General features: G+C 68.8%; 24 protein-coding genes. 16 read left to right on the forward strand and 8 right to left on the reverse strand.

Going from position 1 to position 25,790, the window contains the following annotated elements:
- On the forward strand, positions 1-894 hold the full coding sequence (locus NM203_RS07340) for an N-acetylglutamate synthase, CG3035 family (RefSeq protein ID WP_255059169.1): 894 nt from the start codon (positions 1-3) through the stop codon (positions 892-894).
- A 2-nt stretch (positions 895-896) separates the two neighbouring features.
- Complete coding sequence (locus NM203_RS07345) at positions 897-1,691, forward strand: exodeoxyribonuclease III (RefSeq protein WP_255059170.1); 795 nt, start codon at positions 897-899, stop codon at positions 1,689-1,691.
- Here the strand turns inward: NM203_RS07345 and NM203_RS07350 are convergent.
- Positions 1,661-1,972: a hypothetical protein gene (locus NM203_RS07350; protein ID WP_255059171.1), complete on the reverse strand. Its 312-nt coding sequence runs from the start codon at positions 1,970-1,972 to the stop codon at positions 1,661-1,663. The two genes, NM203_RS07345 and NM203_RS07350, sit on opposite strands and share 31 nt — an antisense overlap.
- 47 nt (positions 1,973-2,019) lie before the next feature.
- On the reverse strand, positions 2,020-4,779 hold the full coding sequence (locus NM203_RS07355; protein WP_255059172.1) for a helix-turn-helix transcriptional regulator: 2,760 nt from the start codon (positions 4,777-4,779) through the stop codon (positions 2,020-2,022).
- 167 nt (positions 4,780-4,946) lie between these two features.
- Between NM203_RS07355 and NM203_RS07360 the strand changes: the two genes are divergently transcribed.
- A complete protein-coding gene (locus tag NM203_RS07360) occupies positions 4,947-5,333 on the forward strand; it encodes a DUF7715 family protein (protein WP_255059173.1) in 387 nt (128 codons plus the stop codon).
- Positions 5,334-5,336: 3 nt separating this feature from the next.
- Here NM203_RS07360 and NM203_RS07365 read toward each other — a convergent pair whose 3' ends face one another.
- Entirely contained in the window at positions 5,337-7,100 is a 1,764-nt protein-coding gene (locus NM203_RS07365; RefSeq protein WP_255059174.1) for an MFS transporter, read from the reverse strand.
- Between the two features lie 144 nt (positions 7,101-7,244).
- Between NM203_RS07365 and thiD the strand changes: the two genes are divergently transcribed.
- The 10 genes from thiD (at position 7,245) to ddaH (ending at position 15,857) form a co-directional block, all read left to right on the forward strand.
- Positions 7,245-8,075 (forward strand): bifunctional hydroxymethylpyrimidine kinase/phosphomethylpyrimidine kinase, encoded by an 831-nt coding sequence (gene thiD / locus NM203_RS07370; protein WP_255059176.1) that lies wholly within the window; start codon positions 7,245-7,247, stop codon positions 8,073-8,075.
- A complete protein-coding gene (locus tag NM203_RS07375) occupies positions 8,072-8,686 on the forward strand; it encodes an alpha/beta hydrolase family protein (RefSeq protein ID WP_255059177.1) in 615 nt (204 codons plus the stop codon). The genes thiD and NM203_RS07375 overlap by 4 nt, the downstream gene beginning before the upstream one ends.
- Before the next feature lie 247 nt (positions 8,687-8,933).
- On the forward strand, positions 8,934-9,362 hold the full coding sequence (locus tag NM203_RS07380; protein WP_255059178.1) for a septum formation family protein: 429 nt from the start codon (positions 8,934-8,936) through the stop codon (positions 9,360-9,362).
- A gap of 30 nt (positions 9,363-9,392) precedes the next feature.
- Positions 9,393-10,880, forward strand: a complete 1,488-nt coding sequence (locus NM203_RS07385) for a flavin-containing monooxygenase (protein WP_255059179.1) — start codon at positions 9,393-9,395, stop codon at positions 10,878-10,880.
- A 30-nt stretch (positions 10,881-10,910) separates the two neighbouring features.
- A complete protein-coding gene (locus NM203_RS07390; RefSeq protein WP_255059180.1) occupies positions 10,911-11,180 on the forward strand; it encodes a DoxX-related protein in 270 nt (89 codons plus the stop codon).
- A 55-nt stretch (positions 11,181-11,235) separates the two neighbouring features.
- On the forward strand, positions 11,236-12,096 hold the full coding sequence (locus NM203_RS07395; protein ID WP_255059181.1) for a polysaccharide deacetylase family protein: 861 nt from the start codon (positions 11,236-11,238) through the stop codon (positions 12,094-12,096).
- 23 nt (positions 12,097-12,119) lie between these two features.
- Complete coding sequence (locus NM203_RS07400; RefSeq protein WP_255059182.1) at positions 12,120-13,337, forward strand: APC family permease; 1,218 nt, start codon at positions 12,120-12,122, stop codon at positions 13,335-13,337.
- 11 nt (positions 13,338-13,348) lie between these two features.
- Entirely contained in the window at positions 13,349-14,629 is a 1,281-nt protein-coding gene (locus tag NM203_RS07405) for a uracil-xanthine permease family protein (protein ID WP_255059183.1), read from the forward strand.
- Between the two features lie 10 nt (positions 14,630-14,639).
- Positions 14,640-15,074 (forward strand): SRPBCC family protein, encoded by a 435-nt coding sequence (locus NM203_RS07410; RefSeq protein ID WP_255059184.1) that lies wholly within the window; start codon positions 14,640-14,642, stop codon positions 15,072-15,074.
- Between the two features lie 9 nt (positions 15,075-15,083).
- Complete coding sequence (gene ddaH / locus NM203_RS07415) at positions 15,084-15,857, forward strand: dimethylargininase (RefSeq protein WP_255059185.1); 774 nt, start codon at positions 15,084-15,086, stop codon at positions 15,855-15,857.
- Positions 15,858-15,876: 19 nt separating this feature from the next.
- Here the strand turns inward: ddaH and NM203_RS07420 are convergent, their stop codons facing one another.
- Positions 15,877-17,052 carry an acyl-CoA dehydrogenase family protein gene (locus NM203_RS07420; protein WP_255059186.1) on the reverse strand — a complete coding sequence of 392 codons (1,176 nt, stop codon included), beginning with the start codon at positions 17,050-17,052 and terminating at the stop codon, positions 15,877-15,879.
- Between the two features lie 52 nt (positions 17,053-17,104).
- On the opposite strand from NM203_RS07420, the gene NM203_RS07425 reads away from it, so the two are divergent.
- Positions 17,105-18,307, forward strand: coding sequence for an NAD(P)/FAD-dependent oxidoreductase (locus tag NM203_RS07425; RefSeq protein WP_255059187.1), 1,203 nt, complete (start codon positions 17,105-17,107; stop codon positions 18,305-18,307).
- Entirely contained in the window at positions 18,304-18,639 is a 336-nt protein-coding gene (locus tag NM203_RS07430; protein ID WP_255059188.1) for a cupin domain-containing protein, read from the forward strand. The genes NM203_RS07425 and NM203_RS07430 overlap by 4 nt, the downstream gene beginning before the upstream one ends.
- Positions 18,640-18,803: 164 nt before the next feature.
- On the opposite strand, the gene NM203_RS07435 is transcribed toward NM203_RS07430, so the two are convergent.
- Both NM203_RS07435 and NM203_RS07440 read right to left on the reverse strand, forming a co-directional pair.
- Positions 18,804-20,855 carry an acetate--CoA ligase family protein gene (locus tag NM203_RS07435; RefSeq protein ID WP_255059189.1) on the reverse strand — a complete coding sequence of 684 codons (2,052 nt, stop codon included), beginning with the start codon at positions 20,853-20,855 and terminating at the stop codon, positions 18,804-18,806.
- 9 nt (positions 20,856-20,864) lie between these two features.
- Entirely contained in the window at positions 20,865-22,508 is a 1,644-nt protein-coding gene (locus NM203_RS07440; RefSeq protein WP_255059190.1) for a phytoene desaturase family protein, read from the reverse strand.
- A 108-nt stretch (positions 22,509-22,616) separates the two neighbouring features.
- Between NM203_RS07440 and NM203_RS07445 the strand changes: the two genes are divergently transcribed.
- Positions 22,617-23,282 carry a TetR/AcrR family transcriptional regulator gene (locus NM203_RS07445; protein WP_255059191.1) on the forward strand — a complete coding sequence of 222 codons (666 nt, stop codon included), beginning with the start codon at positions 22,617-22,619 and terminating at the stop codon, positions 23,280-23,282.
- Here NM203_RS07445 and NM203_RS07450 read toward each other — a convergent pair.
- Together NM203_RS07450 and NM203_RS07455 are read right to left on the reverse strand one after the other, a co-directional pair.
- Positions 23,236-24,396 carry an ABC transporter ATP-binding protein gene (locus tag NM203_RS07450; protein ID WP_408633312.1) on the reverse strand — a complete coding sequence of 387 codons (1,161 nt, stop codon included), beginning with the start codon at positions 24,394-24,396 and terminating at the stop codon, positions 23,236-23,238. The two genes, NM203_RS07445 and NM203_RS07450, sit on opposite strands and share 47 nt — an antisense overlap.
- A 7-nt stretch (positions 24,397-24,403) precedes the next feature.
- Complete coding sequence (locus NM203_RS07455; protein ID WP_255059192.1) at positions 24,404-25,780, reverse strand: aspartate aminotransferase family protein; 1,377 nt, start codon at positions 25,778-25,780, stop codon at positions 24,404-24,406.
- Positions 25,781-25,790 lie beyond the last annotated feature (10 nt).

Genomic DNA, 25,790 nt, shown 5'->3' on the forward strand with positions numbered 1-25,790 from the left:
GTGAAGCTGCCGCCGGAGGGCTCGAGGGTCAGCCTGCGCTACCGGCTGCCCGAACCCGCGGCACGGCCGTACACCGACGTCGTCGGCCACGTCGAACTCAGCGGGCCGACGGTCCGGGTTCGCACCCGGCACGGCGAACTGGTCAGCGTCGACGCGCGCGACGTTCAGGCGTTCCGGATCATTCCAGAGCAGCCGGTGCGCACCTCGCAGATCCGCAACCTCGAGCACGCCGCCGCACGCGGTTGGCCCGGCACCGAGCAGCACTGGATCGACGGCTGGCTGCTGCGCTTCGGCGGCGGGCACACCCGTCGGGCCAACTCGGCGATTCCGTTGGAGGCGTGGGCCTCTCCCGCAACGGTGCCCGCGATCATCGACTGGTACGCGGCGCGCGACGCGCCCCCGCTGATCGCGGCGCCCGACCGACTGTTCCGGGTGCTGCCGGGCGTGGCCACCGACGGCGAGAACCTGGTGATGGTGAGCGATGTCGGCCCGCAGTCGGGGGAGACCCTCCCGGTCATCACGCCGCGTCCGGATGCGCTGTGGCGCGCCGTCGATCCCCGCGGCGTACCCGACGACGTGCTGACAGCGGTGATCGAGGGCGAGGTGGCGTTCGCGACGTTCCCTGGTGTCGCCGTGGCGCGGGGGGCCGTCACCGAGGCTCCCGACGGGACCCGCTGGCTGGGCCTGTCGGCCGTGCACGTCAACGAGGACAGTCGAGGGCGGGGGCACGGCCGGGGCATCTGTTCGGCCCTGGTGCACTGGGGCCACCAGCAGGGCGCCACGCGGGCGTACACGCAGGTCCTGACCGAGAACAAACCGGCGATCGACCTCTTCGAGGCGATGGGCTTCACCACCCAGCACCGGGTCCGGTACGTCGACGCCCGTAACCTCTAGCCGTGCGACTGGCCACCTGGAACGTCAACTCGATCCGCTCCCGTATCGACCGCGTCACCGACTGGCTGCAGCGCGCCGAGGTCGACGTGCTGGCGATGCAGGAGACCAAGTGCACCGACGCCCAGTTCCCGACGATGCCGTTCGCGGCGCTGGGCTACGACGTGGCGCACATCGGCCTCAACCAGTGGAACGGCGTCGCGATCGCGTCGCGGGTGGGCCTCGAGGACGTGCAGATCGGCTTCGAAGGACAGCCGGTGTGGAACGACGCCGACGAGGCGCGGGCGATCGGCGCTACCTGCAACGGGGTGAGAGTGTGGAGCCTGTACGTCCCCAACGGCCGGACGATCGAGGACCCGCACTATCAGTACAAGCTGGAATGGCTTGCCGCTCTTCACAATACCGCGAGCGGATGGCTGGCCGACGACCCGGCCACCCCCGTCGCGCTGGTGGGTGACTGGAACATCGCCCCGACCGACGACGACGTCTGGGACGTTGAGCACTTCCGGGGCGCCACCCACGTCACCGAACCCGAGCGGGCGGCGTTCCGCGCGATCGAGGACCGCTTCACCGACGTGGTTCGGCCGTACGCGCCACCGCCGGGCAACTTCACCTACTGGGACTACACGCAGTTGCGCTTCCCGAAGAAGCAGGGCATGCGCATCGACTTCATTCTGGGCTCACCGGAATTCGCGGCTCGGGTGACGCACGCCGAGATCGTCCGCGAGGAGCGCAAGCCGGGTAAGAAGGGCACGCCGGCGCCCAGCGATCACGCGCCGGTGCTGGTCGAGCTGACCTGAACAGCCGAAGGGAAGCGGGTGTTGGCCACCTGAGTCAGCCGCTGAGCGGGCATCCCCGCTCGCTCGCAGAGCTCCGCCACCGACGCCGCGGAGCGCGCGCCGAACACCGCGAAAGCCACCTCGTCTGATTCGACGAGCACGGTGACGAGCAGCTGCACCGATGCCTCCGACGCCTCGGCGAGGTCGATAAGGTGCGTCACCGCGGCGTCGAACTCAGGTGCGGTCGAGGTCGGCCAGTACCACTCAGCCAGGAAGTGCAAGTTCGATCGCGCGCACGTCATCCAGCCACGATATGGCCGGGGGGTGCTCCCTCGAATCGGGTGTTTCCCTACGGATCGGTTCTGCTCATAATCCGCGCCAGCTCGGCCCTTGAGTGGATGTCGAGTTTGCGGTAGATGCGAGTTAGGTGGGCCTCTACGGTTTTCTGGCTGATGAACAGCTTGGCGGCCGTGTCGCGATTGGTGGCACCGGTCGCGGCGAGCTCAGCAACGCCGCGCTCCGTCGCGCTCAGCCCGTCCGCGTGCCGGACCGTCACGTCCACCCTGCTGAGTTCGGCACGGGCGCGCTCCGCCCACAACGGAGTCCCGACCGCCTCGAAGCCGGCGAGCGCCTTGCGTAGCAGAACCTGCGCCGCGTCCCGGCGCCGGTTACGGCGCGCCAGTTGGCCCGCCAGCAACTCGGTGCGAGCCAGTTCGAACGGCATGGGCACCCGCCGGTGGTGATCCAGCGCGAGCGTCACCGCTTCGGTGGCACGCGCCGTGTCGCCCTGTGCGGCCAGCACGGCCGCTCGGCCGCGCGCGCCGACCGCGAGCATCCAAGGTCTGTCGAGCCGAACGGCATTGGCTTCGAACACGGTGATCAGGCGATCGGCGTCGTCGGAGCGACCTACGGCGCACATCGCCTCGACCGCGTCGGGCACGAACGACGCCGACACGATCTCGGTGGCGCGAGGAGCTGCGAACAGCCCGTCCACCAGAGGCTGCAGCGTCACGAGCGCATCGTCGTATCGTCCGAGCGACAGGGTCAGGAAGGCGTGGTTCGAGATCGGCCACTCAATCAGTCGTTGCGACTTGCATCGGCGACCTGCGGCGAGCGCGCGTTCGGTGTCGCGCCGGACGTCATCGACTCGGCCGCTGTACGCGTCGACCATCGCGCGCACCGACAGCGCGATGAAAATCGGCAGATCACCGCCGAGTTGCACGGCGCGTTGCATGAGGTCGGTCGCCACGACCTCCGCGGAATCCAGCCTGCCCTGCCAGACGCTGACGAGGGCAGCGTGGAAGCCGAGAAAGATGAGTTCCGTCTCCTCGCCCCTCTCGGCGCAGCGCCGCCGCAGCGCAGCCAGCTCCGCGTCGGCGTCGGCCAGCTCGCCGGACCACGCACGCAGCAACGCGTGCTGCACCCTGATGCGCGCGGCGACCGGCACGGCTTCGTTATCGTCGTCGAGTTCTATTGCGCGCCGCAAACCCTCGTCATCGAGACCGTCGCCCACCAGGAAGCGCAACGTGGTGTGCATGCCGAGCGTGGAGCTCAAGAGGGCCGGGTGCCCGAGTGCGGTGGCCTCCGCGACGGCGTCCTTGATGTACGCCGTCGCGACCTCGGTCTCGCCGCAGTTGAAGAGCGCGTAGCTCCGCATGATGAGGATCTGCACTCGTGAGGCGGGATCGTCACACTCATCGGCGGCGCGGGCGAGCAGACCGGCCGCCTCCGCGAAACTGTCGTCGTGCAGGCGGACGTTGGCCAGCAGCGTCATCGCCTGAGCACGCAACGGACCGGGGCCGAGCCCGCCGATCACACTGTCCAGTCGAGCGCGCGCGGTGGCGAGATCGCCGGCATCGAAGTAGTTCATCGCCGCGAGGATGCGGCGCTCGGAAGTGGCGCCCCCGAGCCCGATGGCCAGATCGAGGAGTTCGGCGGCGAACGCCGGCGCTCCTCGCTGTCTGGCCGTCTGCGCCGCACCATCCAACGACGCCAACGTCTCCTGGTCGCCCTCGGCCGACGCCAGCGCCAGATGGCGCGCACGCAGTTCCGGCTCGTCCAGTATCTCGGCGAGCCTGCGATGAATCCTGCGCCTACGTGCCGGTGCGCTCGCGCTGTACACCCCACGCGCGAGGAGCGGGTGGGTGTAGCGCAACCGGTGCCCGTCGATGATGACGATGCCCTTTTCCTCGGCGTCCTCGAGCGCGGCGACCACCGCGGCGGGAGTGCTGTCGGTCGCGCGAGCCACCAACTCCACTGTCGGATCGGCCAATGCCGCCGCGGCTAACAATGCCGACTCGGCCTCCTCGCCGACGTTGCCGATCCGCAGGTGGACCACTTCGGCGAGGCTGCTCGGCAGCGAGGCTCCGGCGTCCCAGGCGCCGTCATCGGCTGCGCGAGCGAGCTCGACTGCGTAGAAGGGATTACCGCCCGATGTCTCGTGAATCTGAAGCATCCTCGGCCGCGAGAACGACCGCCCCACCCGGTCGAACACCACCGTGTGCAACGCGCCAACGCTCAAGGGCTGCAGAGTGATCCACTGCATGCTCTCCGGTCGCGGCAGCTCAAGCCAGGTCCGCGGCGACACGTCGTCGGCACCCGTGCGCACGGTGGCCAGGAGGCCTATCGGCCCGGCGAGTCGACGGGCCACCGCTGACACGACCTGCATGCTCGGCACGTCGAGCCATTGCACGTCGTCGATGGCGACAAGCAGGGGCGTCGCACCGGCGAGGGTGGCGAGCACCGACGCGAACGCCGCGCCGACGGCGCGTTGGTCGGTCATCGGACCGTCGGCGTCCTCCCTGAGCATGACCCGGTCCAGGGCCAACCGCTGCGTCGGCGGCAGCCATGCGTACACCTCCGGATCGACGGAGCTCAGTAGACCCGCGAGTCCCGCATAGGCGAGCACCGTCTCAGCCGCGGAGATCCTGGTCGACAGCACCCGGAAACCCGCCGCGGTGGCCCTCTCTATGCCGTCGATCCACACCGTGGTCTTGCCGATACCGGCCTCTCCGGTGAGCATCAGCGCCGCGGGGCGTTCGGCGCTCACAGCCAGCAGCTCGGTCAGGGCGCGCTGCTCCGCGGGACGATCCACCACCCCCGTTGCCATTCGTGCATGTTCCCAGCCGATATCGATCCTTACAACTGGAATCGAGCTAACTTCTGCCGTCGGCATCGAACGTCGATGAGCAGACACTTCCGCAGCCCCGCCGACAGCAAAGCAATTCCGTCGGTTAGCATCGCTATTGTCGAACACATGTTCGAATCATTGGAGCCGTGCTTGTGAGAATCCTCGTCGCGACCGCTCACACCCAGGGCACGAACCCCAGCGACTATCACTATTGCGTCGAGGGCGAACTGGTGTGGATCCAGACCCCTTGCGATCGGGAGGAGTGCGGCTGCGCACGGGGTTTCGCCGGCGCGTCCTCACACCGCGCGACGACCACCGCCATGGTCGTCGAGTCGGAGATGACGCGCGACGACGTCGTACTGGCCTTCAGTACCAGCCTGCCGGACGGCGGCTGGCCGCTCGCGTGGGCGGAAGACGTCGCGGACGACAACCTCGAGATCGCCAGTCGGCTGCCCGCAGGCGCGATCATCGTCCGCAATGCTGACGACCTGTTCCTGAGGGGCGCGCTGTTCCGAGTCCCACCCGCGGCTTAGGCGTTAGGAGACGTTGTCGGCGCCAGGAGCGTCGGCATAGCGGCCGGGGTTGAACAGCGACGCGATCGCACCGATGACCATCATCACGGCCGCCGCGATGAACACGACGGTGAGCCCGGAGTGGAACGGCTCGGTGATGAGCTGCGGGAAGAACGTCTTGCCCGTCAGCACCTCGGCGTCGACGCCCGGCGCGTCGAGCGCACCCGACGGGCCCAGCAGTTCCTCGATGGGGTTGTAACCGAGGAACGCGGCGAACAGGCTGCCGACCGGCGGTAGATCGGCCACCTGCCGGGCCACGTCGGCCGAAACACCCTGCGCCTGAAGGCCGTTGTACATCGCCGACGGCAGCGTTTGGGCGAGGCCGACGATCATCAGCGAGAAGAAGACGCCGATGGACAGCGAGCTGCCCGCGTTGAAGAACGTCGACCGCACGCCGGAGGCGGCGCCGCGCTGATCGGCGGGCACGCTCGACATGATGGCCGCGGTGTTCGGTGCGGTGAAGAACCCGCCGCCGACACCGTTCAGGAACACCAACAGCGCGAAGATCCAGTAGTCGAAGTTCACCGGAATCAGCAGCAGCGCAACGAATGACGCGGCCATCAGAAGCATGCCACCGACGGTCAGCGGCCGCGCCCCGATCCGATCCGACAGCCAACCTGCGAACGGCGCGGACACCAGGAAGCCGAACGTGGCCGGCAACAGGTAGATGCCCGCCCACAGCGGCGTCGACTCGAAGCTGTAGCCGTGCAGGGGAAGCCAGATGCCCTGTAACCAGATGATCAGCATGAACTGCAGGCCACCGCGGCCCACCGAGGACATCAGCCCGGCCAGGTTGCCCATGCCGAACGTCGCGGATCTGAACAGCCGGATGTCGACCATCGGCGAATCGACGCGTAGTTCGACGAGGACGAACCCGACCAGAAGCAGCAGCCCGACGCCGATCGAACCGAGCACCCAGGGGCTCGTCCAGCCGGTGCTGGAGTCGCCGTAGGGCTGAATGCCGTAGGTGATGCCGACGAGCAAGACCGTCAGCCCGAGTCCGAACGTCACCGCACCGACCCAGTCCAGCCGGCCGGGGGTGCGGGCACCCAGTTCGCGCAGCGAACGGTAGCTCCAGACGGTGCCGAGGATGCCGATCGGAACGCCTACCCAGAACACGGCCTGCCAGTGCCATTCGGACAGGACGCCACCGACCAGCAGGCCCAGGAAGGAGCCCGCCACAGCGGCGACCATGTTCACGCCGAGCGCCATGCCGCGCTGTTTGGCCGGGAACGCGTCGGTGAGGATCGCCGATGACGAGGCCATGAGCATCGCGCCGCCGATGCCCTGGATCACCCGCCACGCGATCAGCCAGACGGCGCCGCCGCCCAGGTGGAAGGGGTCGAAGGACAGCGCGACGGCCGCCACGGTGAAGACGACGAAGCCGAGGTTGTAGATCTTCACGCGGCCGAACATGTCGCCGAGGCGGCCGAACGGCACGACCAGCACCGCCGTCACCACCAGGTAGCCCATGATCATCCAGAGCAGGTAGCTGACGTTGCCCGGCGACAGCGGGTTCAACCCGATGCCGCGGAAGATCGCGGGCAGCGAGATCAGCACGATGGACGCGTTGATCGCCGCCAGAAGGATGCCCAACGTGGTGTTGGACAGCACGATCCACTTGTAGCGCGGGTGATCGTGGTCCATCCGCGACCGCCGGCGGGCAGTCGCGGACAGGGCCTCGTCGGTAGTCCGGGCGGTGTCGGTCATCTCGATCTCAGTCGTCATCTCTTCGCACAATCCGAATCCGGCCGTATCCGGCCCACGCCAAAATACATATGTTAGCTATACAAAGGATCTCCGGGCAATTCCATTCCCCGCAGGAGCCGCCTTCGCGACCCGTGGCGAGCGCCCCTCTCTACCCTTGAGCTCATGGACTACCTGCCGTTGACTCCGCCGGGCCAGACCCCGCTGCGCGTCATGACGATCGCGGGCACCGACTCGGGCGGCGGTGCGGGCATTCAGGCCGACTCCCGCACGTTCGCGATGCTCGGAGTGCACGGGTGCGTCGCCGTCGTCGCGGTGACCGTGCAGAACTCGGTCGGCGTCAAGGGATTTCACGAGCTTCCACTCGACATCGTCGCCGGCCAGATCGAGGCCGTCGCGGGAGACATCGGCATCCAGGCCGCCAAGACCGGCATGCTCGCCTCGTCGGAGATCATCGGCGCCGTCGCCGACACCTGGCGCGGATTGGATGACGAGGTCCCGCTCGTCGTCGATCCGGTGTGCGCGTCCATGCACGGCGACCCGCTCCTGCATCCGTCGGCGCTCGACGCGCTGCGCTCGGAGCTGTTCCCGCTGGCCACCCTGGTCACGCCGAATCTCGACGAAGTGCGGCTGATCGTCGGAATCGACGTCGTCGACTCGAAGTCCCAGCGCGACGCCGCCCGCGCCCTGCACGCGCTCGGGCCGGCGTGGGCCCTGGTCAAGGGCGGGCACCTGCGGTCGTCCGATCACAGCCCGGATGTCCTCTTCGACGGCACCGAGTTCCACGAGTTCGACGCCGACCGCATCGACACCCCCCACGACCACGGCGCCGGTGACACCCTGGCCGCGGCCGCAGCGTGCGCGCTGGCGCACGGCTTCCCGGTGCCCGACGCGGTGGCGTTCGCCAAGGCGTGGGTCACCGAATGTCTGCGCGCCGCATACCCGTTGGGCCACGGGCACGGCCCGGTGTCGGCACTGTTCAGGCTCAACGCGTGACGCTCGACGACATCGCGGGTATCGCCCACGAACCGGAGGGCAGCCCGGTGGGCGCCGTCGTACTCACGCACGGCGCAGGCGGTAACCGGGACGGCGCTCTGCTGGTCGGGCTGTGCGATGAGTGGGCCGGCCGCGGCTGGCTCGCGATCCGCTACAACCTGCCGTACCGGCGGCGCAGGCCGAAGGGCCCGCCGTCGGGGTCGGCGAAAGCGGATCAGGAGGGCGTCGTCGAAGCCGTCGAGCTGGCCAGGGGGCTGACGGACGGGCCCGTGGTGGCGGGCGGTCACTCGTACGGCGGCCGGATGACGTCCGTGGCGGTGGCCGACGGGCTCGCGGTCGACGTGCTCGCGCTGACGTCCTATCCCCTGCATCCGCCCGGCAAACCGGAGCGGGCACGCACCGAGCACCTGCCCGCCATCGCGGTGCCGACCGTGTTCACCCACGGCACGGCCGATCCGTTCGGGTCGCCGGAGGAGATGCGGGCCGCGCTCGCACTCGTCGGTGCCGCAACGGAGTTCGTCGAGATCACCGGCGCCAGACACGACCTCGGTTCCAAGTCCCTGAACGTGCCGGCACTGGCCGTCGACGCGGCCCTTCGACTGCTCGGGTGACCGTCCGTCACCGTGCCGGGGATGCTGCTACCTTCCAGAGGTGACCTGGCCTTCCGGAGACCCGAACCAACCTTATGGCGGGCAACCGCCGCCACCACCCGGTGGATCCTGGCCGCCGCCTCCCGGACCCCAGCAGCCCGCTTACGGGGCGCCGCCACCGCCACCACCGCTGCCCTACGGCGGCGCGTCCTACGGTCAGGGCGGACCCGGCTATCCGTACACCCCGCCCAAGAAATCCAAGAAGCCGTTGATCATCGGCCTTTCGGTCCTGGGCGTGCTGATACTGCTCGGAATCGGCGTGCTGATCATCGGGGTGTTCGCGCTGAAGGACAACACCATCGCCACCAACATGAAGGTCGGCGACTGCATCACCGACCTCCCCAGCGATGCGCGGGTCATGACGCTGCCGACGACCGACTGCGCCCAGCCGCATTCGGGTGAGGTGTACGCCGTCATCGACATGCCGGACGGCGACTACCCCGGTCAGTCGAAGATCGACGCGTACCAGAACAGGTGCCCCGACGAGCTGTTGTCGATCGCCCCGGACGCGATCGACGACGACTCGATCGGCATCTACGTGCTGTACCCGACACCGGAGACGTGGAAGCAGGACGACCGGGCGATCACCTGCATCGCGACGTTCGATCCGAAGCGGTCGGGATCGCTCACGGAGTGAGGTAGCTGGTACCCCTGGTACCGTCACCGCATGCCTTCGGAACACCATGACGCGGTCATCGTGGGTGCCGGTTTCGCCGGCATCGGGGCCGCCATCCAGCTGAAACGCCTCGGCTACGAGAACATCGTCATCCTCGAGCGCGAGGACGATCTGGGCGGAACCTGGTACGTCAACCACTACCCCGGCCTGGCCGTCGACGTCCCCACCACGACCTACTCGTACTACTTCGAACCCAATCCGAACTGGTCGCGGTTGTTCACCCCCGGACCGGAGATCAAGCAGTACGCCGACCACGTCGCCGACAAGTACGACGTGCGCCGCCACATCCGCTACAACACCGTGGTCGAGGGGGCCCGCTGGGACGAGGACGCCTCGCTCTGGCGCATCGCTTTACGTGACGGTGCGACCGTCTCAGCGCGCTTCCTGCTGACCGCCACCGGCTTCCTGTCACAGCCGAAGGTGCCGGAGATCGCGGGTATCGAGACGTTCGAGGGCAAGGTCATCCACACCACGGAGTGGGAGGACGACTTCGACGCCGCGGGCAAGCGGATCGCCGTGATCGGCACCGGAGCGACCGCGGTACAGCTGATCCCCGAGCTCGCCAAGCGGGCCGCAGATCTGACCGTGTATCAGCGCACCCCGATCTGGGTGGTGCCGAAGATCGACGTCCGGTTCGGCGAGCGCGCCAAGCGGCTGTTCGCACGGGTGCCGGTGACGCAACGCGTGATCCGCTGGCTGACCGACAGCATTTACGAGGTGATGGTCTCGGTGGCGGTCCGCCACTACGGCACCTTCCGCGGGCGGTTCAACATCTCGGCGGCCGACCTGTCGAAGATCCACCGCTTCGCGACGATCCGCGACAAGGACCTGCGTCGCAGACTCACGCCGGACTACGACTTCGGTTGCAAGCGACCGACATTCAGCAACGGCTACTACCGCGCCTTCACCAAGCCGCACGTACACCTGCAGGACGCGGGCATCGCACGCATCGAGGCCGACGGCATCGTCGGCAACGACGGCGGCAAGAACGTCGTCGACACCCTGGTGCTCGCCACCGGCTTCGACCTGTGGGAGGCGAACTTCCCCGCCGTCGAGATCATCGGCCGCGACGGTCGCAACCTCGGGAAGTGGTGGCGCGAAACCAGGTTCCAGGCCTACCAGGGCGTGTCGATGCCCTACTTCCCGAACTACCTCAGCCTCGCCAGCCCGTACGCCTTCCTCGGCCTGAACTTCTTCAACACCATGGAGTACCAGATGCGGCTCATGGACCGCCTCTTCTCCGAGGTGAAGCGCAGAGGCGCAACGACTTTCGAGGTGACGGAGCAGGCCAACACGGCGTTTCTCGATCGGATGACCGAGCTCCTGGGCGAGTCACTGTTCACCATGGGCAACTGCGCCACCGCGAGGTCGTACTACTTCAACCCCGCGGGCGAGCCCACGCTGCTGCGCCCGTCGTCGACGGAGTCCGCCATCAAGGAGGCCTCCGAGTTCCCGCTCAGCGACTACCAGATCGTCTGACACACCACACCATTGGAGAAGGAGTACACCTTGGCCGAGAAGAAGAGCTCACGACTGCCGGTCCTCGCGGGCCTGTCGTTGACGGGGGCGGGGCTTGCGCACTTCGCGAAGCCGGAGTTGTTCGAGGGCATCACCAAGGGCGCCTTCCCCACCGACACCGCGCGCCACATCCAGATCAACGGCGGCATCGAGACCGTCATCGGCGTCGGCCTGCTCTCACCGAAGACCCGCAAGCTCGCGGTGCTCGGCTCGGTCGGTTACGTGGCCTACCTGGCGAGCAACGTCATTCGCAACCGGTAGCCCGGTACGGGCCTGGTTGCGTGGCTTCTCCACGTTTTCCAGCTACCCTTCATCTGTGCCCGATGTGACTGGAGTGACACGTGTGGTGTCACGGCGCACGGTGCTGCTCGGGGTGGTGGCGTCGGCCACCGCCGTCGCGATGGCGCGGTGCGCGAGCGACCCGTCGAGCCAAGCCGCGCAGATCGCGCCCGCGCCTGCACCGCCACCCCCGCCGCAGTGGCCGGCTCTGCTGCCGCCCCCGCCACCCGCCGCCCGGATCGCACTGCCGGGCGGCGCCGTCCTGAGCGCGCTGCCCGGACCCGGCGACCTGCTCGCGCTGACCCTCGACGACGGGGTCGACACCGCGGTGGTCCGCGCCTACGCACAACTCGCACACGACACCGGCATCCGGCTGACGATGTTCGCCAACGGCGTGTACTCGTCGTGGACGGACAACCGCGACCTGCTGCTCCCGCTGGTCGAGTCGGGCCAGGTCCAGATCGGCAACCACACCTGGCGCCACCGCGACCTCACCAAACTCAGCGCACCCGACGTCGCCGACGAACTGAGCCGCAACCACGGGTTCCTGCGGGACACCTTCGGTGTGGACGCCACGCCGTACTTCCGGCCGCCCTACGGCGCCTCCAACGATCTCGTCACCAAGGTGGCGGGCGACCTCGGCTACACCGTCGTCACGATGTGGAACGGCAACATCGGCGACGACGCGATCCTGGCACCATCCGACATCGTCGCCAACGCCGCGAAGTACTGCGTCGCGCAGAACATCGTCATCGGCCACCTGAACCATCCACCGGTGACGAGCGTCTACCACCAACTGCTCGACGTCATCGCCGAGCGGAACCTCCGAACGGTCACGCTGAACGACGTGTTCACCAAACCCGAGGTGTCACGCCTGACATCGGCATATCCGCTGTAACCGAGCACCTCTAGGATCGGCGCGTGCTCACGCGACGCCTCGGCACGCTCGATGCCGTCACGGTGGGACTCGGCGCCATGCTCGGCGCGGGGATCTTCGCCGCGCTGACCCCGGCGGCGGCCGCGGCCGGTTCCTGGTTGCTCGTCGGCCTCGCCATCGCCGCCGCCGTCGCGTACTGCAACGCGACGTCGTCGGCCCGGCTCGCGGCGCTGTATCCGCAGTCCGGCGGCACCTACGTGTACGGGCGCGAACGACTCGGCCCGGTCTGGGGGCACGCCGCCGGGTGGAGCTTCGTCGTCGGCAAGACGGCATCGTGCGCGGCGATGGCGTTGACGGTCGGCGCCTACGCGTGGCCCGATCACGCGCGCGCCGTCGCGGTGGCGGTGGTGCTCGTTCTGACGGCGGTCAACGTACTCGGCGTCCAGAAGTCCGCGCTGCTGACGCGGATCATCGTCGTCGTCGTGATCGCCGCGCTGTGCACCGTCGTGGTGGCCATCGCGCCGCGGATCGAGACCGGCAACCTCGCCCTGACGGGGTCCGCTGGCGTGGGTGACGTGCTGCAGAGCGCCGGCCTGCTGTTCTTCGCCTTCGCCGGCTACGCCCGGATCGCCACGCTGGGTGAGGAGGTGCGCAACCCCGAGGTGACGATCCCGCGCAGCATCGCGATCTCGCTCGGCATCGCACTCACGCTGTACGCGGCGGTCGCGGTGTCGGTGCTCGGAGTGCTGGGCGGCGACGCCCTCGGCACCGCCACCGCGCCGCTCGCCGCCGCCGTCGAGGCCGCCGGACACCCCTGGCTGGCGCCGGTGGTGCGGGTCGCGGCCGTGGTGGCGGCGACCGGCGCGCTGCTCGCGCTCATCCTCGGGGTGTCGCGCACCGCGCTCGCAATGGCACGGGACCGGTATCTGCCGTCCGGCCTGTCGGCCGTGCACCCGCGGTTCGGCAGCCCGCACCGGGCGGAAATCACCGTCGGTGTCGTCGTCGCCGCCCTCGCCGCGCTCGTCGACCTCCGCGGCGCCATCGGCTTCTCGTCGTTCGCGGTCCTGATCTACTACTCGATCGCCAATGCGGCTGCTTTCACGTTGCGCGGCAAGCTGATTCCCGTACTCGGCTTGGTGGGCTGCGTGGTGCTGGCCGTGTCACTGCCCTGGCAGTCGGTGCTCGCGGGCAGCGTCGTGGTTCTCTGCGGTTTCGGCGTGTTCTCGATCGCTCACCGAACGGAATCACGCCGAAATCCCTAGAGTGCTCACCTGTGATCCCGCTGACCTGGAGAGCAGTCCCACGTGACGCCACCGTCGTCGCGCCCGACGAGCGGCTGAGCTGGCCGCGCACGATCGGCATCGGGGCGCAGCACGTCGTCGCGATGTTCGGCGCCACGTTCCTGGTGCCGGTGCTGACCGGCTTCCCGCCGACGACGACGCTGCTGTTCAGCGGCGTCGGGACCATCCTGTTCCTGATCATCACCGGCAACCGGTTGCCGAGCTACCTCGGGTCGAGCTTCGCGGTCATCGCGCCGATCACCGCGATCGAGGGCACCAACCGGATGGGCCACGCGCTGGGCGGCCTCATCGCGGTGGGGCTGTCGTTGATCATCGTCGGTGCCGTGGTGCACTTCGTCGGAACCCGGTGGCTGGACCTGCTTCTGCCGCCGGTGGTCACCGGTGCGATCGTCGCGCTCATCGGGCTCAACCTGGCACCGGTCGCCAAGCAGAATTTCGAGAAGGGCCCGCTGCTGGGGTTCGTCACCCTCGTCCTGCTCGTCCTAATCCTGGCGTTCTTCCGCGGCATCATCGGCAGGCTCGCCATTCTGTTGGCCGTCGTGATCGGCTACGCCCTCGCCCTCGCGCTGGGGGCGTTCGAGGGCGGCGACGCAATCGCCGCCGCGCCGTGGATCGGGCTGCCGGAGTTCCACGGGCCCTCGTTCAGCCTGTCGGTGATGCCGCTGTTCCTTCCCGTCGTCGTCGTGCTGATCGCCGAGAACATCGGTCACGTCAAGTCCGTCGGCCAGATGACCGGGACGGACGTCGACCCGCTCGTGGGACGCGCACTGGCCGCCGACGGAGTGGCGACCACGCTGGCCGGGCTCGGCGGCGGATCGGCCACCACCACCTACGCCGAGAACATCGGCGTCATGGCGGCCACCCGCGTGTACTCGACCGCGGCGTACTGGATAGCGGCCTTCGTCGCGATCGCGCTGTCGCTGTGCCCGAAGGTGGGAGCCGCCATCTCCGCGATCCCCGCGGGCGTGCTCGGTGGGGCGACGGTCGTGCTGTACGGGCTCGTCGGCATCCTCGGCGTGCGCATCTGGCTGACGAACCACGTCGACTTCTCCAAACCCATCAACCAGATGACGGCGGCGATTCCGCTGATCCTCGGCATCGCCGACTTCACCTGGTCGTTCCAGGGCATCACGTTCGGCGGTATCGCGTTGGGCTCCATCGCGGCGCTGGTGATCTACCACGTGATGAAGCTGCTGGGCGCCGAGCGTGCGGACACCCGCCCGGACGGGGTACCCGAGGTGCGCGAAGACTAGCCTCGACGGCATGGCCGAACTGCGCGTCGAACGCACCATCGCCGCACCACCGCACGAGGTCTTCGACTGGCTGGCCGATCCGGGGAGCCTGACCTCCGCACCGCTCGTCCTGCGCGCCCGGTGGGCGCGTGGCACCGCGGCGCCGTCGGTGGGCGCGATGCGCGAGGTCGTCGCCGCGGGCATGTGGTTCCGGGAGGAGATCACCGCGTACGACCCACCGCGGAGCTACTCGTACCGCATCGTTCGGTCGTTCCCCGCGTTCGACCACGAGGGCGGCACGCTGACGTTCACGCCGTCCGGCGCCGGGACGCACGTCGACTGGGTGTCCAGCTACACCCACCCGCTGCGGGGCGGCGGAAAGCCCATGGAGGCCGTCAGCTCGCGGCTGTTGCCGTGGAACTTCAACGCGGTACTGGCCGGCTGCGCGAAAGCCCTTGAGGGTTAATATCTTCGGATGAATCGTCGCGCCCTGGTCCGTCGGCCGTCTCCGCTGCTCGCCGAAGGCCTGGTTACCCACATCGAACGCAGCGACGACGTCGACGCCGATCTCGCGCTGCGCCAGTGGGAGGGCTACGTCGAGGCACTGCACGCCGCGGGCTGGACCACCCACGAGGTGCCGCCCGCACCGGACAGCCCCGATTCGGCATTCGTCGAGGACACCATGGTCGTCTACGGTGAACTCGCGGTCATCAGCCGGCCGGGCGCCGAGGAGCGGTGGACCGAGATCCCGGCGGCCGCCGACACCGTGTGCGAGCTCGGCTACCGGATGGTCCAGATCGAGGCGCCGGGCACCCTGGACGGCGGCGACGTGCTCAAGCACGGCGGCACGGTGTGGGTCGGCAGGGGCGGGCGCACCAACGACGAGGGCATCGCCCAGCTGGCCGCGGCCCTCGAACCCCTCGGGGCACGGGTCGTCACCATCCCGCTGACGAAGGTGCTGCACCTCAAGTCGGCCGTCACCGCGCTGCCGGACGGCACGGTCATCGGCTACGCGCCCGTCGTCGACGACCCGGGCGTCTGGGGCGACGCGTTTCTCGCCGTGCCCGAGGAGCCCGGCGCCCACGTGGTGCTGCTGGACGACGACGTCCTTCTCATGTCGTCCGCGGCACCGGAATCGGCGAAACTCTTCGAGGCGCGCGGCTACCGCGTCGTGACGGTGGACATCTCGGAGTTCGAGAAGCTGGAGGGGTGCGTCACCTGCCTGTCGGTGCGACTGCGTGGGCTGTAGCGGGTGGTTGATACCACGTTCAGCGCCCCTCCAGCACCGCCGCAGGGCCGCGGTTCAGCAGCTGGCGGCCGACGATGATCCGCTGAATCTCGCTGGCGCCCTCCCAGATTCGCTCGACGCGTAGCTCGCGGTACATCCGCTCGGCGACGTTCTCGCGCATGTAGCCGCGGCCGCCGAAGATCTGTACTGCGCGGTCGGCCGCGCGTCCGGCCGTCTCCGAGCAGTACAGCTTGGCCATCGACGCCTGGGCGTGCAGCGTTTTACGGTCGGCACCGCCGTCGATCGAGCGCGCCACCTCGTACAGCATGGTTCGCGCCGCGAACAACTCGGTGGCCGTGTCGGCGAGCATGCCCGCCACCAGCTGATGATCGCCGAGTCGTCGGCCGTCGACGACTCGGTCCCGTGCGAACGACGTGACCTCGTCGAGCAGTCGCTGCGCGGCCCCGACGCAGCGGGCGGCAACCATCAGCCGCTCGAAGCGGAACCAGTCCTGCGAGAACGTCATCCCCTCCCCTTCGGCGCCGACCAGGTTCCGGACCGGGACTCGCACGTTGGTGAACGACACGATCGGGTGCTCGTCGGCGATGTGGTGCGAGTAGTGCGGTGTACGAACGACTTCCACACCCGGCCACGGCAGGTCGATCACCAGCAGCACGTGTTCGCCCTCGAATCGACCGTTGACCAGGCGCGCCTGTACGAAGCAGTAGTCGGCCAGGTTGTACGACGTGACGTGCCACTTGACACCGTTCACGACGTACTCGTCACCCTCCCGGCGGGCGGTGGTCTCGAGCGCGGAGACGTCCGATCCGGCGAACTCCTCGGTGATCGCGTAGGCCTCGTGCTTCTCGCCCCGGACGGCGGGCAGCAACCACCGTTCGCGTTGGTACTCGGTGGCGACGTCGACCCACCACTGCGGTGGGGTGTGCATGACCCAACCCAGTCCGTTGGTCGCGCGACCGGTCTGCTCCTGCACCAGCACCTGCTGTAGCGCGGTGCAACCGGGACCGCCGACCGACACCGGCATGTTCGTGGCGTACAGACCCAATTCGATTGCTCTGGAATGGTGTTCGGCGGCCACCTCCTTGGGTATCACGCCGCCGGCGAGCTCCGTCTCGACCTCGAGGGGAATCAGCGAATCGACGAAGCCTCTGGCGACCTCCTGGATGCGCCGATCCTCGTCCGTCAGTCCGTACATCCGGGCTCCTCGCTCTTGACTGAGCGTTCAGTCTATGCCAGCGTTCACTGGTATGACTAGGTCCGATGTGGCTGACGTGGTGGTGGTCGGCGGAGGCACGGTGGGCGCGTGGACCGCCGTCCTGCTCGCCGAATCCGGCGTCGGCTCAGTGGTCCTGCTCGAAGCCGCAACGCTCGGAGACGGTGCCAGCAGTCGCGCCGCGGGCATGGTGCGGGCGCAAGGCGGCACCGAGACCGCGATCCGGCTGGGGATCCGTTCGCAGGAGTTCTACGCGGAGACCGGTGCGCGCTTTCCCCTCGACTGCGGCTTCGTCGCCCAGGGCTACCTGATGCCGTGCTTCACGGAAACCGAAGTGCAGCAGGCACACGACCGGATCGCGCTGCAGCAGAGCCTCGGCCTCGACGTGCAATGGCTCAGCGGCGACGATCTCGACACACGGCACACGGGCCTGGCGCCCGGCGTCACGCTCGGAGCGTCCTACGCGCCGGGTGACGGGTACATCGACGCGCCGCGCAACGTTCTGGCCTACACCGCGGCGTTGGTCGCTCACGGTGTCGACGTACGGGAGCGGTGCGGGTTCACCGGCCTGCGCACCAGCGGCGGTCGGGTTGTCGGCGTCGACACGTCGGACGGTCCCGTCGACACCGATCGGGTGGTGCTGACCGGCGGGCCGAAACTCGCCGCGGTCGGCGCGACCGCGGGTGGGCGCGTGCCTGCCGGTGGCGCTCGACATCAGGTCGTCGTCACCGCGGCCCCGGCCGATATCGACATTAACGACGTGCCGATGGTGTTCGACGTGACATCCGGAATCTACTGGCGCCCCGGTGAAGCCGGCGGTGTGCTGTGGGGGATGAGCAACCCCGACGAGTCCCCCGGCAAGGCGGTCGACTTCGACACGGGCTACTACCGCAAGGCGCGTGATCGCATCGAGTACCTGTTCCCCGCCGTTCGCGGCCTGGGTTTGCGGCGGTCCTGGGCGGCGACCATCGACTACACCCCCGATCACCTGCCGATCCTCGGCCCGCTGCTCGCCGACGACGGGCCGGTCGACGGCGTCGTGGTCGCCAGCCCGGCGGGCCACGGCATGATGTGGGGCCCCGCCGTCGCGCAGGTCGCCGCCGACGTGACGCTCACGGGCACCTGCGACTGGCTGGACCTGACCGATCTCGGCCTCGACCGCTTCGACGCCGACGGCAACAGTCGCGTTGCCCCCGAACCGATTTCCCTACCATTCCCCGAGAAGGCCTCCTCGTGATCACACCCAGCCTGTCCGCCGCAGCCGATGCCGATCTCGAGGACTGGGGCCCGCTGCAGGAGGCCACCGGTGATCCGATGGCGACGCACGGACTCGAGATCTGGGTCGACGGTGACGCGTCGGCGGGCATCTGGCAGTGCGCGCCGGGCCCCTCGCGCTGGACGCTGGAGACCAACGAGGTCATCTACCTGGTCGCGGGCCGCATGACGGTGACCCCGGACGGCGGCACACCGCTCGACGTGGGTGTCGGCGACGTCGCGGTGTTCCCCAAGGGCTGGACCGGCACCTGGGACGTCCACGAGACGGTGCGAAAGGTCTACTCCATCTTCTGATCTCGCCCATCCGCGAGCGTGCGTGTCTGTACGCGACACGCCGTTGACATGTGGCAGTCACCGCACCTTCGCCCTACAACGTTTCAACGCGAACGTGCACGCACGCGTAGGGATTCCGGCGTGTCGGCGTACAGACACGCACGCTCGCCGAGGAAGGTGACCCGCTAGGTGGTGGTGCGGGGGTAGACCAGGGCGTCGACGGCGACGGCGCCGGCCGCCGTGACGACGATCGGGTTGGCCTCGACCGCCTCGACCGCGTCTCCGAGCTCGGTGGCGATGGTCGAGAACGCCGCGATCGCCCGCGCCACCGCGAGAACGTCTGCGGGCGCGGACCCCCGCCAACCGTCGAGCATCTTCTTGACGCGCAACCCGGCGAGTAACTCCAGCACCCTCTTCGGTGACACCGGCGGCACGGTCACGACGCGATCGGCCAGCACCTCGACCAGCGTGCCACCGGCGGCCAGCACCAGCAGCGGCCCGAAGACGGCGTCACGCACGATGCCGACCGAGATCTCGACCCCCGTCTCCGCCATCGCCTGAACGATCACCTCGGGCCCCAGACGCACCGCGAGGTCGGCGTACGCCTGGTGCAACACGGCGGGGCCGTCGATCCCGAGTATCACGCCACCGATGTCGCTCTTGTGTTCGGCGCCGAGCGTCTTGAGCGCCACCGGGTAACCGATCACCTCGGCAGCGGCCAGCACGTCCTCGAGAGTGCACGCCGACCTCGCCTCGGCGACGGGCACGTCGTACTCGCTCAGCAACGTGAACGCCAACCGCGGGTCCCACCCCGCGAGCCGGTTCAGCCAGCGCCGCCTGCGGTCTCCGTCGACGGTGGTCGCGTGCGTATCGACCGGCCGGGGCCATCGCGCGAGATGCCCGAGTGCCGCCAATCCGCTGCGGGTGCCCTCCAGGACGGGTATCCCGTTGCTGCGCAGTCGATCTGCGGTGGCTCGGTCCACCGCCGACGGGACCGAGGTCAGTACGGCTAGCGGAGCCGGCGTATCGGACGCGACGTCCAGCACCGCGTCGGCGTACGCCGTGTCACCGTCGTACTCGGTGACCAGGTCGACGGCCAGCGCCGTGACCGCCACCTCCGGGTCGTCGGTCAGCACGCGCAGACAGGCCCGGAACAGTCTTCGCGTGTCCGCGCCGGTCCCCCACACGTCGAGCGGATTCGCGGTGACCAGACCGTCGTCCAGCAGGTCGGAGATCGACTCCACCGTCTTCGGGGACAGGTCGGCGAACTCCACGCCCAGCGTGTGCGCCACGTCGGCCGTCAGGGCGCGCTCGGCACCCGAGTCGTGCACCGTCGCGATCGCTCCGCTGCCGACCCCGTCACGTGGGCGGCGTCCTGCGGCGAAAAGCTCAATGGTGTCGGTGAACTCGGCCAGGTCGCCGACCATCACCGCTCCCACCGATTCGCAGAAGGCCCGCCAAGCCGTGCCCTCACCGGCGAGCGCCCCGGAGTGAGCGGCCACGAACACCCGCCCGGTCGGCGATCCACCCACCGGCAGCACGATCACGGGCACACCCTGCTCGGCGGCGCGCAGCAGTGCGCTGCGCAGCCGGGGCATCGCGCGCGGCGACTCCAGCAGCAACGCCACCACGTCGGTGCCGGGGTCGTCCAGCGCGTACTCCACGTAATCGGCTGCGTCCGTGACGAGTTCCTGACCCGACGACACCGCCATTCGGAAACCGAAGCCGCGATGCGCGCGCAGCAGTGTCGAGAACGCCGAGCCGGAGTGAGTGATCAGGCTGATCCCGCCCACCGGAAGCGGATCGGGTTCGAGGTAGCCCAGCGCCCGCAACCCGAGCGCGTTGTTCACGAAGCCCATGCAGCCCGCACCGCACAGCGCCATTCCGGACTCGGCGGCGACGGCGGCGACCTTGTCGCGCAGGCCGTGCGCACCGCCGAACAGCACCGCGCCGCGGACGCCCGCTGCGGCCGCCGCTTCCAGTTGCTCGACCAGGGCGCTGTCCGGCACGCCGAGCAGAACCAGGTCGACCGGTTCATCAAGGTCGGCTAGCGTTGGCGCGCAGGGTGTTCCGTCGATATCGGAGTAGCGCGGATTGACCAGATGCATCCGCGCCGAACTGCGTCGCGCCTCGACGATCATCCGCGCACCCAGGCTGTCCGGCCGGGCGCTGGCGCCGACGAGCGCTACCGAGCGCGCGCCGAGCATCGCGGCGACGGCGGTCCGGCGCGCATCCACCGCCCGACCCTAGCCGCGCCGACCGAGCGCCGAGAGCAGTCGCCGGCCGCCCTTCCTCTGATCGGCGAGGGCGGCCCTCGCGGCCTGCCAACCGGGGATGCCGCACACTCCCCCGCCCGCGTGGGTCGCCGAACTTCCGTTGTACAGCCCCGTGATCGGCGTGCGGTAGTCGGCGAATCCCGGCGCCGGCCGCATGTGGAACAGCTGCTCGAGTGACAGTTCACCGTGGAAGATGTTGCCGCCGATGAGCCCGTACTCCTGCTCCATCTCGTGCGGGCCGACGACGTCGCGGTGCGTGATCGAGGCTTTGAATCCCGGCGCCACCTGGTCGTACAGCTCGATCAACCGATCGGCGTACGCGTCGAGTTCCTCGGTGTGCGGCGCGTCGGCCCACTCCGCGGGACACCACTGCGTGAACAGCGACATGATATGCGTCCCATCGGGATTCAATGTCTTGTCCAGAGTGGTGGGGATGACGCCGTCGCTGAACGGCATCAGCGCGGGCTTGCCGACGCGGGCGTCCTGGAAGGCCGCCTCGATGTACTCCATGGTGGGCGCCATCTCGACGGACCCGGTGTGGTGCTCGGCCTGGCCCGAACTGGGGTCGGCGGTGAAGTTGGGTAGTTCGGCCAGTGCCAGGTTGATCTTCACGACACCGCTGCGCGTCTTCCAGTGTTCGATGTCGCCGACGAAGTCGTCGGGCAGTTCGTGGCGGGGTAGGTGGTCGAGGAACGCGATCCGCGGGTGCAGCGTGGTGACGACCAGCGGCGCCAGGATCTCGTCGCCGTTGTCCAGCACCACGCCGCGCACCCGGCCTCCGGCAGCCAGGACGCGAGAAACCCCGGCGTTGGTGCGGATTTCGGCTCCGAAGCTGCGAGCCGACCGCGCGATGGCCTCCGAGACCCCGCCCATCCCGCCCTCGGGGTAGCCCCAGCTGCCCAGCTGACCGTCGCCGACGTCGCCGATCGAGTGGTGCGCCATCACGTAGGCGGTGCCCGGCTCGTAGGGCCCCGCCCAGGTTCCGATGACGCCGTTGACCGCCAGCGCGCCTTTGATCTGAGGCGATTCGAACCAGTCGTCGAGCAGATCCGCGATGCTCATGGTGAGCAGTCGGGTGACGTCGCCCATCATGCGAGTGGTCATGCCGCGCTGGCTCCACCCGAGCTTCGCGAGGTCCAGCAGATCCGACGGACGACGGGACCCGATGTTGGGCGGCACCTGGGTGAGCAGCGGTCCCATGACGTCGGCGATGCCCTCGAGCCACTCGTTCCACTTCGGCCAGGCGTCGGCGTCCCGCTTGGAGAACCTGGCGAGTTGGTCGTGGGTGCGCTTGGGATCGTCCTCGTAGATCGTCAGCGAGCCACCCTCCGGAAACGCCTGGTAGTACGGGCCCATCGGGTGCACCTTGTAGCCGTGCCGCTCCAGGTTCAGCTCCCGCACGATCGTCGGCGGCATCAGGCTCATGACGTACGACAGCCGGGTGACCCGCAGGTGCGGGGCGTCCTCCCAGGGGGCCTCGGTGGTCGCCGCGCCACCGAGGCTGCCGCGCGACTCCAGTACGAGAGTGCGCGCGCCGGAACGGGCGAGGTAGGCCGCGGACACCAGTCCGTTGTGGCCTCCTCCGACGACGATCGCGTCGTAGGAACTGGACATCGGGAACCTCATCTCACCGGGCGGGCCACTCATCCTGACTGACTGTTCAATCTAAGCGAGTGTTAGGCTGCAGACAAGTAGCAGCGCCGCCACTCAACGAGGGGGACCATGGCCGAGCCCGCACCCGCGACCGAGAACAACGAAGCTCGTCGAACCGAAATGCTCCATGCGGCAGCGGAGCTGATCTGCGAGCGGGGTTTCGGAGACACCAGAATCGCCGACGTCGCCAAGCGCGCCGGCGTCAGTTCAGCGCTGGTCATCTACTACTTCGGCACCAGGGACCGGCTGCTGGTCGATGCGCTGCGCCACTCCGAGGAGTCGTTCTACGAGGCGGCCGAGGCCATGCTGGCCGACGAGACCTCGCTGCGCGAGCGGCTGTCGCTGCTGATCAAGTGGACGTGCGTCCCGTCCGGTGATAACGAGATACCCGGCGCGTGGGGTCTGTGGTTCGACTTGTGGGCGCAGGCGTTTCGGCACGACGAGGTCAAGGCGGGCCGCGTCGAACTCGACGCACGGTGGCGCCGGATGATCGTCGACGCCATCAAATCCGCGGAGGCCTCGGCCGAACTCGACAGCGGTGTCGACGCCAGGATGTTCGCCCTCGAGTTCGGCGCGTTGCTCGACGGCCTGTCCATTCAGGTGGCGCTCGAAGACCCCGAGGTGGATTCGACCGTCGCCTACGACATCGCGATGCGGTTCGCCGAACGCGAGCTGAACCTGCCGCCGGTCAAGAAGTCGAGGAAACCGGCTCCTGCTCGATCACGGGGTCGCTGACCGGACTCGCCGCACTGCGGTGCAGCACCCGCACGGCATCGTGCGCACAGACGCAGGCCACCTCCGCACCGGTTCGGTGCGGCACGGAGTTCGGTCCTGCCGTGTTGGGCACCTCGACCACCAGCGCGGCCGCCGCCCCCACGTCGACGTGCACCTGAGTGGACGCGCCGAGGTACACCACTTCGGCGACCGTGCCGCGAATCACGTTCTGGCCCTCACTAACCGGATCACCGGCAGCCTGCAGGACGATGCGCTCCGGCCGGATGACGATCGCCGCATCCCCCACGGGAGCGGGCCCGTCGACCGCGGCGCCCAGGCGGGTGCCGAACGCCGCGCACATCGCGGTGCCGTCGGAGCTCTCGAGCACATCGGCGTCGAAGATGTTGGCTGCACCGAGGAAGCCCGCGACGAACGTGGTGGCCGGCGCCGAGTAGATCTCGGTTGGCGCGCCCACCTGTTCCACCCTGCCCTCGGCGAGCACCGCGATCCGATCGCTCATGGTGAGCGCTTCCTCCTGATCGTGCGTCACGTAGACGAACGTGATACCGACCTCGCGCTGGACGGCGCGTAGCTCGAGCTGTAATCGCTTGCGCAGCTTGGCATCCAGTGCACCGAGCGGCTCGTCGAGCAACAGCACCCTGGGTCTCAGCACCAGCGCCCTGGCCAGCGCCACCCGCTGCTGCTGACCGCCGGACAACTGCGCGGGGCGACGTGTGGCGAAGTCGGTCATCGCCACCAGTTCCAACGCCTCTCCCACGCGCTTACGGGACTCGGCCTTCGACGCCTTCTGGTAGCGCAATCCGAAGGCGACGTTGTCCCACACCGTCATGAACGGAAACAGCGCGTAGGTCTGGAACACGGTGTTGACGGGCCGCTTGTGCGGCGGATCGCCCACGACGTCGCGCCCGTCGAGCTCGATGCGACCGGAGTCCGGCTTCTCGAACCCCGCGATCATCCTCAGCGTGGTGGTCTTGCCGCAGCCCGACGAACCCAGCAGCGAATAGAACTGGCCCGCAGGGATGTCGAGATCGATGCCGGTGACTGCGGGGACGCCCGCGAACGACTTGGCGAGTTCGACCAACCGGATCGCGCCACCGGTGACACCGGCTACCAACGCGCGCTCAGTTCGTCACCGCTTCGGCGAGCCGCGCGAAGTTCGCGATGAACCGGTCGGCGTCGTCGTTGTCGTGCTGAACGGACAGGAGCCATTGCTCCACCTTCCCCCAGGGCGGCAGGAACACGCCCCCATTGTGCTGCATGAGCCAGTGCAGCTGGCCGAATCGGGCGTCGACGGTCAGGAAGTCGCGAAACTCGCGCACCGGGTCTCCCCGGAAGGTCACACAGCCCTTGGCGCCGATGGACACCACGTGCCAGTCGAGGTCGTGCCGAGCCAGCACCGCCTCCAGCCCCGTCCGCAGGTGCGCCGATACCGACGCCAGGTGCCGGTAGGCGTCGGGGGTGAGCACCTCGGACAGCGTCGCCCTGGCCGCGGCCATTGCCAGCGGGTTGCCGTTGAAGGTCCCGACCTGTTCGTAGCGCCCATCGGCGATGGCCGACATGATCTGGGTGGTGCCTCCGATCGCGGCGACGGCGATGCCACCGCCCAACGCCTTTGCCAGGCAGACGATGTCGGGCACCACTCCGCTCAGGGCGGTCACCCCGCCGGGGCCGGTGGTGAAGCCGGTCTTCACCTCGTCGTAGATCAGGTAGGCGCCGGCCCGGTGCATCAGGTCTCGGATCGTCGCCAGGTACCCGTCGGCAGGCGCGATGATGCCCGCGTTCATCATCACCGGTTCGAGGATCATCGCGGCGATCCGTCCGCGGTGCTCGGCGAGCGCGCGCTCGACGGCCTGCGCGTCGTTGAAGGGAACGACGATGACGAGATCGCGAATGGCGGCGGGAATGCCGCTGTTACCGGGCACGCGCGTCGGGTGGTCACGCGGACCGACCTCGTCGGCCTCCGGCAGCACCGACACCTGCACCGAGTCGTGGTGGCCGTGGTAGCAGCCCTCGACCTTGATGATGAGGTCGCGGCCCGTCAGCGCACGGGCGAGATGCACCGCGTCCATGGTGGCTTCGGTGCCCGAATTCGCGAACCGCCACAGCGGCAGGTCGAAGCGGCTCGCCAGTTCGGCCGCGATCCAGATGGCGTCCTCGGTTGGCTGAGCGAAGTGCGTACCGCGACGCACCCTGTCGCTGACCGCGGCGACGATGGCCGGATGCGCGTGTCCCGCAATGGAAACACCGTAGCCACCGTGCATGTCGACGTACTCGTTGCCGTCGACGTCGTAGACCTTGGAGCCGGCCCCGTGGCTCATCCAGACCGCCTGCGGGTCGGCGATCTGCCAGTTGGAGGTGGCCCCGCCCGCGAGGTGCTCGCTGGCCCGTTCGATCATCTCGGTGCTGCGCGGCTGCCTGCGCAGAAACGCCCGCTGCTCTGCGGCGATCAGTTCGTCGACGCCGTCGGACACGGGGCTTTCGAGCACCGGGGTTGACACGGAGGAAACC

The sequence above is a fragment of the Mycolicibacterium arenosum genome (assembly GCF_024320865.1).
GTDB classification, from domain to species: Bacteria; Actinomycetota; Actinomycetes; order Mycobacteriales; family Mycobacteriaceae; genus Mycobacterium; species Mycobacterium arenosum.